The 13123-nt window shown below is 64.3% G+C and carries 14 protein-coding genes; 3 read left to right on the top strand and 11 right to left on the bottom strand.

The annotated features are described in order from the left end of the window. Nucleotide 1 precedes the first annotated feature (1 nt). Genes ABZ796_RS10785 through ABZ796_RS10765 form a run of 5 tightly spaced genes read right to left on the bottom strand, consistent with a single transcriptional unit; the run spans nt 2 to nt 3225 of the window. A complete protein-coding gene (locus ABZ796_RS10785; protein WP_357336810.1) occupies nt 2-2206 on the bottom strand; it encodes a hypothetical protein in 2205 nt (734 codons plus the stop codon). Nucleotides 2207-2232: 26 nt separating this feature from the next. Continuing rightward, nucleotides 2233-2436, bottom strand: a complete 204-nt coding sequence (locus ABZ796_RS10780) for a hypothetical protein (protein ID WP_357336809.1) — start codon at nt 2434-2436, stop codon at nt 2233-2235. Between the two features lie 21 nt (nt 2437-2457). After that, nucleotides 2458-2697, bottom strand: a complete 240-nt coding sequence (locus ABZ796_RS10775) for a hypothetical protein (RefSeq protein ID WP_357336807.1) — start codon at nt 2695-2697, stop codon at nt 2458-2460. Next, entirely contained in the window at nt 2697-2909 is a 213-nt protein-coding gene (locus ABZ796_RS10770) for a hypothetical protein (RefSeq protein ID WP_357336806.1), read from the bottom strand. The genes ABZ796_RS10775 and ABZ796_RS10770 overlap by 1 nt, the downstream gene beginning before the upstream one ends. 19 nt (nt 2910-2928) lie before the next feature. Then, the gene (locus ABZ796_RS10765; RefSeq protein WP_357336804.1) at nt 2929-3225 is read right to left on the bottom strand and encodes a DUF6284 family protein; all 297 of its coding nucleotides are present in this window, start codon (nt 3223-3225) and stop codon (nt 2929-2931) included. Nucleotides 3226-3321: 96 nt separating this feature from the next. Here ABZ796_RS10765 and ABZ796_RS10760 point away from each other — a divergent pair, with 96 nt between their 5' ends. Next, nucleotides 3322-4089: a GntR family transcriptional regulator gene (locus ABZ796_RS10760; RefSeq protein ID WP_357336803.1), complete on the top strand. Its 768-nt coding sequence runs from the start codon at nt 3322-3324 to the stop codon at nt 4087-4089. Beyond that, entirely contained in the window at nt 4086-4925 is an 840-nt protein-coding gene (locus ABZ796_RS10755; RefSeq protein ID WP_357336801.1) for a protein phosphatase 2C domain-containing protein, read from the top strand. Before ABZ796_RS10760 ends, ABZ796_RS10755 begins: the two co-directional genes overlap by 4 nt. A gap of 76 nt (nt 4926-5001) precedes the next feature. Here the strand turns inward: ABZ796_RS10755 and ABZ796_RS10750 are convergent, their stop codons facing one another. From ABZ796_RS10750 to ABZ796_RS10735, 4 genes are all read right to left on the bottom strand, one after another. Beyond that, nucleotides 5002-5391, bottom strand: coding sequence for a hypothetical protein (locus tag ABZ796_RS10750; RefSeq protein ID WP_357336799.1), 390 nt, complete (start codon nt 5389-5391; stop codon nt 5002-5004). A gap of 1496 nt (nt 5392-6887) precedes the next feature. Beyond that, a complete protein-coding gene (locus ABZ796_RS10745; protein ID WP_357336798.1) occupies nt 6888-7097 on the bottom strand; it encodes a hypothetical protein in 210 nt (69 codons plus the stop codon). Between the two features lie 76 nt (nt 7098-7173). Then, nucleotides 7174-8484 (bottom strand): hypothetical protein, encoded by a 1311-nt coding sequence (locus ABZ796_RS10740; RefSeq protein ID WP_357336796.1) that lies wholly within the window; start codon nt 8482-8484, stop codon nt 7174-7176. Then, nucleotides 8463-8960, bottom strand: coding sequence for a DUF4365 domain-containing protein (locus ABZ796_RS10735; RefSeq protein ID WP_357336795.1), 498 nt, complete (start codon nt 8958-8960; stop codon nt 8463-8465). Before ABZ796_RS10735 ends, ABZ796_RS10740 begins: the two co-directional genes overlap by 22 nt. A gap of 702 nt (nt 8961-9662) precedes the next feature. Between ABZ796_RS10735 and ABZ796_RS10730 the strand changes: the two genes are divergently transcribed. After that, nucleotides 9663-10673 (top strand): hypothetical protein, encoded by a 1011-nt coding sequence (locus ABZ796_RS10730; protein WP_357336794.1) that lies wholly within the window; start codon nt 9663-9665, stop codon nt 10671-10673. A 1018-nt stretch (nt 10674-11691) separates the two neighbouring features. Here the strand turns inward: ABZ796_RS10730 and ABZ796_RS10725 are convergent. Further along, nucleotides 11692-12255: a TetR/AcrR family transcriptional regulator gene (locus ABZ796_RS10725; protein WP_357336793.1), complete on the bottom strand. Its 564-nt coding sequence runs from the start codon at nt 12253-12255 to the stop codon at nt 11692-11694. Between the two features lie 177 nt (nt 12256-12432). Beyond that, nucleotides 12433-13104 carry a biliverdin-producing heme oxygenase gene (locus tag ABZ796_RS10720; RefSeq protein ID WP_357336792.1) on the bottom strand — a complete coding sequence of 224 codons (672 nt, stop codon included), beginning with the start codon at nt 13102-13104 and terminating at the stop codon, nt 12433-12435. Nucleotides 13105-13123: the final 19 nt, after the last annotated feature.

The raw sequence follows: 13123 nt of genomic DNA, 5'->3' as shown, positions 1-13123 counted from the left end.
GCTACCCCTCCTTCTGGGACTCGGCGTCGCGGTCGGCGCGGAGCTTGTTGAGGTCGGCGCGGCGGTAGCCCTTGCGGACGGTCCCGGAGATCTTCACGTCGACCGAGGACAGGCCAGCGGTGCGAGCCATGTCCGAGAGCGCGTCGGCGGAGAGGTGGGTGTAGGCGTCGGGCCAGTTCTCGGTCAGGGCCTCGGCGGCGCTGGACCAGTGCTGGCCGTTGGGGGCGGCGACCTCGGTCAGATCGGCCAGCAGGTCACGGGCCGGTGCGGTCTCGATCGGCGCACCCACCGCGACCCCACCGCGCAGCGAGGTGGCACGGGCGACCATGTCGGCCCAGACCTCATCGGCGGGGAACTGGGAGCGGACAGCGGCCGGGGCGGCTCCACCGGTCATGCAGCCCCATCCGGCGTCGTACACGGGGCGGTAGACGGTGCCGGTCAGGCCGCGCTTGTAGGCGCCGGTGCCGAGGATCATGTCGTTCTCGACCTGACCGGCGACCGAGAGGCACCAGCGGTTGGTGACACAGCGGGTGATGCCCGGAGGCAGGGAGGCCTTGTCAGGGATCTGGGTGGCCAGGATGACCGTGACGGCGAGGGCACGCAGCCGCTTGATCGCACGCTCCACATCGGAGGCAGCGTCCGGGGAGTACAGGAACAGCTCGTGCGCCTCATCAATGACGACGCACACCGGGTGCAGACCCGAACCGGGCTTGGCAGCCAGCTCGGGGGTGACCTTGCCCTGAGGGGCCTCCCCGCGCTTGCGGGCATTCAGGATGAGCCGTCCGCGCTTCTCAGCCTCAGCGACCAGCCAGCGGCCCAGCGCAACACCCTGGTCCAGCGCCTCATCATCGACACCGCACACGTAGGTCGAGCACAGGTGTTCGAGGTCGAGGAAGTCACCGGTGCCCTTGAACTCGGCAATCTTCAGCTCACAGGTCGGGTCCAGCAGCGCGACCCCGACCAGCGCACGGGCGGCGTACGACTTGCCGGAGCCGGGCTGTCCGCCGAGGAGGTAGGAGCGCTGGAACATGGTGGTCTCGACCGGGCGGCCACGCTCGTCGGTGCCGAACTCGGCAGGCTCGAAGAACGACGTACGCGCGTTCTCAGCAGCCAGGGACCAGGTGGGCTGTCCAGTCTTCGAGGCGGGGTGGTAGCCGACCCACAGGTCGAGCTGTCCGGGGTGGTCGGGACCGGCGGCCGGCCAGACCTGGTCGACCGGGAGACGCAGCGCAGCGGCCAGCCCATCGCGGCGCTCAAGCACCTTCACTGCGGTGACTCCCTCGGGGAGGTTGACCCGGGCCAGCCAGCCGGGGCCGTCGCGGTGGATGCCGGGGTGACAGAACTCGATCTGCTCCGGCGTCTGGATGCCACGCACGGCCAGGGAGACCAGGGCGTTGCGGACCAGGTCACCGGTCAGGCGGGTGAACCGGCGACCGGTCGCGACGCGGCCGAGGATCGGCTTGTCGGCCGGGCGGCCAGCACGGGCGGTCACTACGATCAGTGCGGCCAGACCGGCCCACAGGATCGGCGCGACCAGCAGCCCGGTCACGGCGAGGATGGTCACCACGATGAGGGTGGCGAGGGTCGAGAGGGACAGGCCCCACATGCGGCCTCGGGACTCTTTCTCGCGGATCTTGTTCAGCGCCTGCCAGGTGTAGGCGTCGTTGGTCTCAGCGGCCTTCTGCCGCAGCTCGTAGTTGCCCTCCTCGGCACGCACCCACCGCGTGACCTTGCCCGTGATCCGGCCAGCACCCACGAACGAGAAACCGAGCGTCTTGGCCGCGTAGACCGGCGTCCGGACACAGTGGAACGCGGCGTAGTAACCCGCCGTCGAGACAGCGTGACGCGCGGCAGCCTTGCGGGCCTCGGCCGAACGCAGCCACGGCGGGATCACCGGGGCACGGTCACCGGCCGCACGGTCAGGCGCGGCCCAGGTGAGGGTCGAGGTCACATCCTCGGGCTCGCCCGGCTCGCCCGGCTCGGTCGACTCAGGGGACTCGGGCTCGGCGTCGTCCTGGTCGCTCTGGGTGAAGGGAGTCGCGGCGTCGACGTGGTCGACCACGGCCAGAACCTCACCCTCGAACACGTCGACCCGCTCAGCGTCCTCGTAGTCGACCTGGTCGGGCTCAGCAAGGCCGATCCGGTTCTCGAACAGGGCGGCGGGGCTGTCCGGCGCGGTCCCGTTCGTGGGGTAGTAGTCCGTCATCGTCTTGGTCCTTCCGTTGGTCTGAGTCATCGGGTCTGGGTCATGAGGTGGGTGAGGCGGTGATGCACGATCGCGAGCAGGCGGCGCTTAGCCATGGACGGTTCGATCTGCTCTCTGTCGAGCAGCGCCAAGACGGCGGCCAGGCCCCGGACCAGTAGCCCGGTGTGTTCCTGCTGGGCCTGCAGCTCTTGGCGTAGGTGCTGGCAGGTCTGGCACGGCCCGTCGGTCATGGCGCTTCATGTCTCTCTCGATCAGCTCTGGTTCGGCTTGGTCTCGCGGATCTGGTCCAGCGCAGCCAGGCAGGCGGCACACATCGGCGCGTGCGGGCTCCGGGCCCGGTCAGCGGGCTGACGGCTGCTCATGGCGTCGGCAGCGGCGGGGATCTGGAAGCCACACAGCGTGATGACCCCGGTAGCGGTGGCCTCGTCCTCGATGTGGACCAGGCCCGGCTTGCTCGTACGCAGCCGCCACAGCGTCAGCAGCTCCGGCATCAGAGACCCGCCTTGACGGCGTCCGAGATGCCCTGAACGACCGCGTTCGAACCAGCCTCAAGGCCCTCGATCATCGGCGGCCCGATCAGCGTGGAAGCCAACGCGATCCCGAACAAGACGTTCACGATCGTGCCCGCGATGGTCGAGGCAGAGCCCTTGGTCATGAAGAACGAGATGACGCCCAAGATGAGGACGAGAGGTGCGGTAACCATGTCGAGATTCCTCCGAGAATCAGGCGGCCTCGGCCAGGTCGGCCGGGCCAAAGTTGGTGAGCATGTAGACAGGCGCGGACTTGCCCACGTCGTGGTTGACCTGCTGAACCATCAAGAGCAAGAGCGCGCTCACGGCCCGACGATGAGCCCGCTTAGCGAGCACATCGGCCGGCTCTGCGAGCAGACGGCACTCGGCGTCGACCAGGTCGACCTCAGCGGCGATCTGCGGCCACTCGGCCTCGATCTCGGCCAGGGCGGCGGGAGTCGGCTCCTCGGCGGCAAATTGCGTCGCGTGTGGATCGTTGCTGTGGCTCATGTGATCTCCTCAATAGCACCTATCTAGTTAGGTGGATAGGTGGACCGTAGCACGCTCGTTGCCCACCTGACTAGATATGTGTGAGAAAGTTTCAGAGTGGCCATTGATCAGTCAGACCCGAAGTCACCCGCGCAGCAGATCGCGGACCAACTGCGCGCGGTGATCCGTTCCGGCGACCTCGCTCCGGGCGACCGTGTGCCGTCGACGTCGCAACTCATGGAGACGTATGGCGTCGCCTACCAGACCGCGAGGAACGCGATCGACGCCCTGAAAGGCGAGGGCCTCGTAGAGACCCGCAAAGGGGCTGGGGCGTTCGTCCGGCAGCCTCCGCCGATGATTCGTCTCGGCTCCGAGCGCTACTCCCGCGCAGTCCGGGATGGCGGACAGGCGGCGTTCCAAGCGGAGGCAGAAACTGCGGGCCTGACCTGGGGACAGGAGGTACTGGCACTCGAAACTGTGCCCGCGCCCGAGTGGGTCGCCGAGTGGTTCGGCATCCCGGCCGGCGCACCAGTTTTCGCGCGTCGGCGCCGCACGCTGCTTGAGGGGGTACCTACTCAGCTTGGCGACAGCTACTACCAACCGGAGGTGGTAGAGGGCACCGCAATCATGCAGGAGGACACCGGGCCCGGGGGGTCGTACGCGCGCCTAGAGGAGCGCGGCTACAAGCTCACGAAGTTCCGCGAAGAACTCGCCTCAAGGCAGCCGACGCCGGAGGAGGTGAGCGCACTTCGCCTGTCGAGGGGCACCACCGTTGTAGAACTGCACCGCATTGCCTTCACCGAGTCCGGGCCGGTCGAGGTCTTCCGTTCCGTCCTGGCGGGCGACCGTCACACCTTCGCTTACGAATTCGAGGCCCCAAAGTGACCAACGCCGACACCAGCCCAGATGCGTTCGGCCTTGACGCACGGTCCTACTCCGAGGCGTCGCCAGACCACGCGGTCAACGAAGACTTCGTCCTCGTTGGCCAGAACTTCGCAGTCGTCCTCGACGGCGCGTCCCCCGTGAAGGGTCTCGACACCGGATGCATCCACGACGTGCCATGGCTGGTCCGCACCCTCGCTGGACAACTGCTCTCACGGCTTACGACGTCCGGCGACTCCCTCGCCAACGTCCTCAGCGACGCTATCGAGGGCGTGAATGGCTCCCACGCGGGCACGTGTGACCTGTCCAACCCGAACAGCCCATCAAGCACCGTCGCGATACTTCGCAGGCGTCGACAGGAGATCGACTACCTGGTCCTCGCAGACTCCCCAATCGTGGTCCAGCGCCACGACGGCACGATTACCGCGATCACCGACGACAGGATTGACCACCTTCCCGACTACTCCATCGCGGGAATCAGCAAGCTGAGGAACTCCCCTGACGGCTTCTGGGTCGCCAGCACGCGACCTGAGGCGGGGGGCATGGCCGTCACAGGCACGCTCGACTTGAACGGCGGCGGGCCGACCCAGGAGATCCGCGCCGCAGCTCTCCTCAGCGATGGTGCAGCCACCCTCGTGGAGCGTCACGGGGGCGAATGGTCCGAGACGATGCGCCTCCTAGAGGAAGGGCCCCGTGTCCTGATCGGACATGTTCGCTCTGCCGACAAGATAAGCACCAGGAAGTTTCGCGGTAAGCGTCACGACGACGCAACAGCCGTTCTCTGCACGTTCCCGACTAACGCTCACAGCGCCACCGGGGCCAACCGGCCAAACATCTGATTGCATCGTCAACGGAACTAAACGCCGCAGATGACCGTCCGGCAACAGAGTCGCTCACTTAGGCTCGTCGATCATATCAGTTGTTCAAGATGTGATAAGCCGCGGTGAGGACCCCGATCACAATAAGCGCCATCGAGCCCCAAACGCCGTCTTTTGTGTATTCGTTAGCACTTGCCATGCTCAGTAGCTGAGATATTCCACTACCGAATAGTGTTGCACCTACGACGCCGAAGACCTTAACCAGAATATCCTTGAGGTTTTGGGTCGGGGTGGTACCGAGAAATCGGGCGGCGTCCTCAACGTGTCGCTTAGTCACCATTTCATCATGGGTCCGCTTTGCCGCCTTTTGGCTCAACTCGGAAAGGTTCAGAACGTAGGCCGCGGCCTTCTCTTCGAAGAGGGCGCCAGCTTGCTGTGTGAAATGCGGCGGCACCGCTCCAGAACCGGGGAGTGGATGGTCGGTCACCGGCGCCTTCTCCCCTTTGTGGCCATCATCTGACTTGTTCGACCCCGGCCGGTAAGTGCCTACGACTCTGGCCTTTGGTGCAGCAGCGCGAGGTAGCATCCGCCTGGAACTTTCCTCAGTCACCGTGCACGCTCACTTAGGCTGTCATCAGCTGAACTCTTGGCGGCGGAACTAAGCGCCGCCAACGCTGCGAGTACTGCCAGCCGTCGAGCATCCCACTCGTCAGCGTCGGTGGCCGCCTCATCGGTATCCCGCCCCGGCCGCTGGTCAGTCCTCTGCTCAAGAAGTCTCAGAACCTGCTCTGTCGCCGCTTGGGCTTCTCTCCTCTGACGCCGAGAAAGCAATGCGGCACTGCCCCCAGTAATAGCACCCAAAGAAACTCCAGCAAGAGCGGAGACCGCACCTGCCATGCTCACTGCGCTACCGCTATCTACTGAAAGGTGTAATTCGAAAACCAACGCAAGTCCGATCAGTATTGCAATGACGGCGACGGAGCTAGCCACCCACAGGCGGATCATGTCTCGGCGAATGATCCGCTGCTGAGCCTCCATCAAGGCCGCGACGGTCGCGAGGGAAGCTGATTGCAGGCGTTCAGCATCCGAATCGCGACTAGGGTCCATGTCGCGTGATTCTACGTGAGCTTTTCGTTCCGCACCGGGAAATCGATGTGCACGTCGCAGCTCACTTGTCGCTGTGAGGACCTCTCGCCGGACAAGGCAGCGTATGCGAGCCTATGGGCCCGATCCACAAGCGCACCCACCTGACGACTACGTCCACGTGGGTGCGCGCTTGCGACGGAGCAACCGATGCACGTTCGGATGGCTGATATAACGCAGTGCCGCTGGTGACGTTTCACCGGGCCCCGCGCCGAAGAGCCCACGTCACACTCCAGCGAACCCACCACTGCGGACCACGCAACGAGAGCCGTCGCTGCGGCTCCCAACCTTTCGGCATGCGCCAGTCGTTCGGTGGCACTTGTATCCGTTGGATGCTCCCGGATTCTGCTGATCGTTCGAGGAACCCCCTATAGCCGGGCCGTTCGGACAGGTCTCGAAGGCGCATCGTGCGAGCTCGTCGAGAGGCCACGCGCCGCCGGGTGGGCGAGGCAATCCACGTGATCGTGATGAGTGCCTGATCCCAGAGTTCGGGATCACATTCCGCCTCTATCCTGAACTGGCCGCCGGGCCGCACTGTCGGGATCATGTTTCGACCCTTTAGGTCTGGGGCTCCCTCGATGACAGTCGCAATGCATCCGGTCCCCACGACCCTCAACTGGTACGCGGTGGCGTCTCCGACGTTCACAAACTGTGTGCGGGCCGCCGGCGGCGAAGGATGGTTCCACCATCCAGTGACGTCTGTCGCCACCCAGTCCGCATCAGATCGATCCAGGTAGCGCAGCAGGAACGTAGTCGCGAGAGTCACCAGGATCGCGGACACGGATGCGATTGCAGATACGCCTCCCCACGACATCGCCAAGTCACCCACGCAGGGCCTCCTCAGCCTTCAAGCGACTCTCCCGCCCGGAAGTCGTCAGCAAACCTGAGCACATCGTGCACTAGCTGCTCGTGAAGCCGGTTCTCGGCGTCAGGCAGGTCGCCGGCCTCCCACTCATTGGCGGCGAGTGTCTCTAGGACAGCCTTAGCCTCCGACCACTCGCGGGCGCTCTGGACGATGCTCTCTAGCCGGATCTGAAGATCCTCGTTCATTCCACGGCCTCCTAGCCTGGCGAGCATGATCGACACGAAGGTCCGCGCCTGACCGAGCCTGGTGGTTCGTCCGCGTCTACTCGTCGGGCTGCTGCAGTTCGCGACCCATGTCGAGTGGCGCTGGCGCTACTGGGGCCGATCTGGCCGCGTACTCAAGGAACGAAGTATCGGCTTGAACATGGCCGCCGAGTCGCCAGCTCCGGCGGACCTTTTCGAGTCGACCAGTGACTGTGAATGGGATATGGCGACGGTGGGCCTGGATCGCCCAGTCGTAGTCTTCGCCCTGCAGTGGGACCGTGACTCTTCGCAGCTTGCCGTCGACCTCGCCCTGGATCACGACCTCGCCCTCATAGTCAACGGCGCTGGTACTGGGATCGACTGCGCGCTTGAGTTCCACGACAGCGCCCACGATCGTTTCTTGCCTCGGATCTTCATCACGCGTGGCCAGTTGGCGCTCGACTTGTTCCAGGGAGGTGATGGCTTCACGATCGATGCGGACCCTGTTGGGGACATCGGCTCGCATCGGCTCAAGCGTTGACCACTCGAAGGACAGATCTAGGGCCCGAACCCCCTCGCCTGCCCCGGCCGTGCGCAGCGCCTTGATCAGTGGCAGTCGCATCCCAAGCGCGACCGCGGCGTCGAGGTCATCAGGTGAGCCGTCTGCGGCAACATATCGCTGCGTGACTTCTAAGCTTCGCGACAGGGTAGTCATCACTCGCCGGGTGTAGTTCTCCGTCAGATCTTCGACAGGTGACTCATCGCCAGGTGCCTCATCGAAAGGTCGCTCGACGACTGTCGTGGTTCCATCATTCGGCGAACTCGAGACCACTGATAACGCGTCTGTGTCGAGTCGTGCCGCCACTGTGATGATGAAACTGCCTCGCTTGGTGTGGCCCATCCGTACGTCCTCGGCGAGGAAATCTCGTACGTACTCGGGCAGCCGTCCTTTGCCCGTTGCCCTGGGGTTGTGAGCCGTCAACGCTGCCGAACGCACCATCGAGTCGATGCTTTCAAGGATTTCACTGGCTTGGCGTAGTGGAATCGTCCCGTCTTTGGAACTCTGATCGACACGAACGAAGAACAGGTCCGCACGGATCGCGGAGACCCGCTCAGCAATTGTGGGCAGGGTCCAGCCGTAGGCCTGACCGATCGCTTCGACGGCTTGGGCCAACCTGAGCTCGTAGTCATCGAGTCTGTTGTTTCGAGGAACGTGGAGATACATGGGCGAGCCGCGGTGATGAACCTCCGCGTTGGCCCACACCTGCTCCCAACCGAGATCCTGTTGAATCGTCCAGTTTTCGGTCGCGAGAAACTGTGCGACGTTCGAGTCGGTTAGGACCTCGGCGTACTCGGCCAACCGCTCACTCATAGAATCTGCGGCTGCCACTCGCTTGCCTCCTTCATCAACGTCAGGATCGACTCCGGCGTAACGCGGTTGGTGTCAGGCAGGTGCACGGTCTGCGTCTCCTGTCCCATCATCGCAGGAGGCATCTGGTGCCCCCACAGCCAGTACATGTGGCTCTTGGCCAACAAGCCTTCTTGGTCATGGTGCAGCCAGTCCCAGTAGTCGGCCGCCGTGACCAGCACGCACAGCAACATGGGGTTCGACCGGTTGAGCTTCGACATCTTCTCGACCGTCCGCACAGCCAACGACCATGCGATGTGGTCGTCCTGCACCACCGAGGTCTGACCGGTGCACTTCAACTGGACATCAATCTTCGGAGCGCATCGATGAGGCGAGTAGTCGACGATTGAGGACAGCGTGACGTCCATACAGTCGTAGTCCTGGCTCCAGCTACCCAGCGTGAGACCGGCAGCTCCGGCAATCATTCCGATGTAGGCCTTGCTGAGCTCCTCCTTCATCGCAGACACCGGCAAAGAGCCGTGAGGTAAGAGATGGGAGCCCTGTTGTGTCATCTTTGCCCGCCCGTCGAATCTTGCACCTGCACATCGAACCATGGTCGACACCGCCCGTGGGCAAGAATTCAACTACGGCTGCGCGACCTTGCCCCATCTGTGCCCCTGGCGCGCAACTTCTTGACGTTGGTCCAGGTCAGCGCGGTACATCCGACGCTCTAGTCCACACCAAGCGAGCCCACGGTAGCATGGTTCGAACAGGCGTTCTATTGTTGGAGAATGCGCATGGGGATACCGACGCACGTCTGGGTGGACGTGACGGGCAAATGGGGGGACTCCGCATCGCCCGGCGTCTTGCTGATGTGGCAGAAGGACAGCGAGAACAAGTGGGAAGCCTGGGTCATGTACGCGGTGACGTACTCGACCGGTAGCGGACTGACGTCGTACGTGACTCAGTCATGGGTCGATGCGGCCCACATACGCAAGGCCGACATCAGCCCACCACTCTCGTAGCCCGCATGGTCCAGCCGCCGGCACCGCAACCCGGAACACGTCGAGCAGCGGCGGCGACTGACCGTCCGGCGCTAGGTCCCTCGGCCGCTCGCGAGGTTGGATCGCCGGGCCGCGCGGCAGACGTGTTCCCCAATAACCGGTATGAGACGCCGCAGTCGTTGCGTCACATGGAACCCCGACTGAAACCCTCGACGCGTGAAGTTCAGACGACGCAGTCTAGAGAAGATCGGCGAGCTGATCTGCGGAAACAGGGACGCGAGCGTGAACTTTCCCTATCGCTCCAGCATGTTCCTCACCGAGTTCTTCCAAGATTTGGACCTGGACTTCGAACACGACGGGTCAACCCGGCACCGATGGGTCGCTGACATGCTGGAGAAGATCCTCGAGGAGGACCCGCAGGCGGGCCCGGCTCAGCCGTCAGAGACGTTCTGCAGGGTGATCGACCACCTGATGTCACCAGTAGATGCAACCGAAAACGATCCAGAGCGCGATGGCGCAATCCGGGACCTCAACACGATCCTGAAACGGGAAGGCTTCGAGGCCTTCTACGCGGACGATCGCCACTGCTACCTACGACATCTTGCGACCGGCGCCACCGCGATGCCAGCACCGAACCCGCACCGTCCTTTCACGACAGCCGAGATGAAGCGGCGAGAGCAACTCGTTGAATACCTGAACGAGTGCAGCGAGGATCAACTCATCGAGGAGATCCTCCTACCTCTCTTGCGTCAGCTGGGCTTCCATCGCATCACCCCTGCGGGCCATAAGGACAAGGCCCTCGAGTATGGCAAGGACGTGTGGATGCGCTACCCGCTCCCGACTCAGCACGTGCTTTACTTCGGGATCCAGGCCAAGCGAGGAAAGCTCGATGCGGCGGGGCAGACCAGGGCAGGAAATGTGAACGTCGCGGAGATCTACACCCAAGCTCAGATGATGCTTGCGCACGAGATCTTCGACCCTGAGATCAACAAGCGCGTGCTCGTCGATCACGCATTCATCGTCGCGGGCGGAGAGATCACGAAGCAAGCGCGCAACTGGCTTGGGAACAAGCTCGATGCAAACCGGCGTAGTCAGATCATGTTCATGGACAGGGAAGACCTCCTCAACCTGTACACGGTTACCAACCTGCCGCTCCCACAGGGGGCGCTGCCCGCCCCGCCGTCTTGGGCCCTGCCATCGGCGAACACGGACATCCCACCCTTCTGACAGAGGATGAATGCGGGGATGAATGCTCCACGATCCCCTACGAACAACCATGAACAACCAGACCCTCAAGACCGGCAGTCGAGCGCACGGCCGAATGACAGCCGTGTAGCCCTGATCAATCAGCGGGTTGTAGGTTCAAGTCCTACATGGCGTACATCGAAACCGGCCCTCACCTGGACTTGCAGGTGAGGGCCGGTTCTTTGTTCTCTGACCCGGGCTCACCACGGGGCACACAAAGCCAGGACCAGATGCGGGTGTAGGTCGGAGCACCTGCCCGAACGGCGCCTCGGACAGAATCGAACATATGATCGATTCATGACCCGTGCTCCAGGACCCTCGAAGCCGCCCCGCCTCGAGCCACCGATCATCGTGGCTCGTCCAGAGGCACGGCATTGCTGGCGGCACGTCTCACCCTCGCCGGGCAGCGAAGGTGATCCGGTGTTCCTTCTGGCCTGGGCACATTCGCCGGCCGATCAGTTCGGCAAGTACGTGTGGTGGGCTCAGATCGTACGGATGACGACGCCGACGGACTGGTCGACGGAATGGGTCTCCGCCGATCAGCTCTCGACCGAGCGCTACGCCCCTGGAGAGCCGCCGCCGGGCCGTCGACCGTCATCGAACAGGAGCGATTCGGCACTTCCCCACGTGTCATGAGTCCCGACGACCAAGGCCCTCCCGCTCGCAAGTTAGACCGCGACCCCGGTTCCAGACCGAGGCCACGGCACCGATGGCACCCATCGTGGTGTCACTCTCCACAACCTTCACCGTTCGTCACGACCCGGGAAAGCCATACGGCAGAAGTCACCCTGACAGCCCCGTCGGCACCAACACGGTAACCCGTTCTACCCAGGCAGATACATCCCGATCGAGACAACCCACGACATTCTGGGGGACACCGAACCAGGAACCCGACCGGTCGCTACCGGCCCAGAGCCCTAGAGCACGCGGGCATCGCGTCAGCAGAGATCCCGATCGCTGAAAAGAAGCCCTTCTTTCACCAAAGTGCCCAACCGCCCGATCACTGCACGCCGACGGCGCGCAGGACGAACTCCTCGATCCGCTCGGCCGGGAGGTGGCGGGTGCCGAGGACGGCATGGACGAGGGCGAGGGTGGCATCGACGTCGGTGACGACGAAGATCCCCTGCTCGGCGCCCTGCCCGAGGATCTCGGCGAGGACCTGCTCGACGGCGACGATGTGCTCGCGGATCTCCTGGCGGGCCTCCTCCGGGAGCCCGCCGTAGACCTGCGGGCCGAAGCCCATGTGGAACTTCTCGCCGAGAGTGAGGTGATTGCGTACGTAGATCCGCAGCCGTTCCGCCGGATCCTCGCTCGCGGCGAGCTGGGCCTGCAGGGACGTGACGTACTCCGAGGTCTCGTGCGTCGCGAACGCCACCATCACCGCGTCCCGGTCCTTGAAGTGGTGGTAGATCGCGGTGCGCCCGATGTCGGCGCGCTGAGCCAGCTTCGACATGCTGACGGCGTCGTAGCTGCCCTCGGCCATCAGCTCCGCGAACGCCGTGAAGATCCGTGCGCGCACCAGTCGACGGTGCTCGGGAACGTTCTCGGCGGCGATACGGGGCACGAGGACGAACCTTAGTGTCCCAATCCGAAAGGCCGCGCCGTAAGTCGTGCGATGCGTGCGTGCATCGCAAGGCGGCATCGCGACGGCATACCGGGCGTCTTCCGAGCGATGCCAACGCAGCGAGGTGCGTGCGCAGCGTGCGACTTACGGTGCGGAGTTGAGGTGCGGGACACTAATTCACCTTCGATAGGTGTCGAGGCGGGCGCCGAGCTCCTCGAAGAGGGTCTGGTTGAGGCCGAAGGCGACCTGGACCTCCTCGACGATGCGGATCTTCTCCGCCGGGTCGAGGTCCAGCGCGTCGAGGCGGGCGCGGTAGCCGTCCTTGTAGGGCTTCGGCTTGGGGATCTCGGCGAACTCGTAGAACGCCACGCCCTCGCCGTCGAGCTCGAAGAACCGGTCGAGCAGCCGGCCGATCGCCTGGCCACCGGAGAGGTCACCGAGGTAGCGCGTGTAGTGATGGGCGGCGTAGAGGCCGCCCCAGGCACGGGTGGCCTCGATCCGGGCGACGTACGCATCGGCCGCATCCGACTCCACGGCATCGCCGTCGACATCGGGCGCCCACACGGCCAGGTCGGCATCGATCGCGGCCAGACGCTCCAGGGCGACGTCGTGGACGGCCCGGGCGACGGGATCAGTGGCGGCCAGGTCCCGGCCCACCGACTCGAGCGCGACGTAGACCTTGCGCAGGCGCAGCAGGTAGTCGGCGTACCCCTGCTCGTTGACCCGGCCGGCCAACAGCTCCTCCATGAAGGACGAGCTCTCGGCAGCGGTGTGCTGGATCCGGGACCCCTCGCGCATCAGCGCGGAGAGCGGAGCGTCGGGTGTCTCGTCGACAAGGAGGGCGGACATGTGTGCTCCAGTCAGGTCG

The sequence above is a fragment of the Nocardioides sp. NPDC047086 genome (genome assembly GCF_040643685.1).
Lineage (GTDB): Bacteria > Actinomycetota > Actinomycetes > Propionibacteriales > Nocardioidaceae > Nocardioides.
The sequence above is the reverse complement of the archived record's forward strand: the minus strand, read 5'-3'. Positions and strand labels throughout refer to the sequence as shown.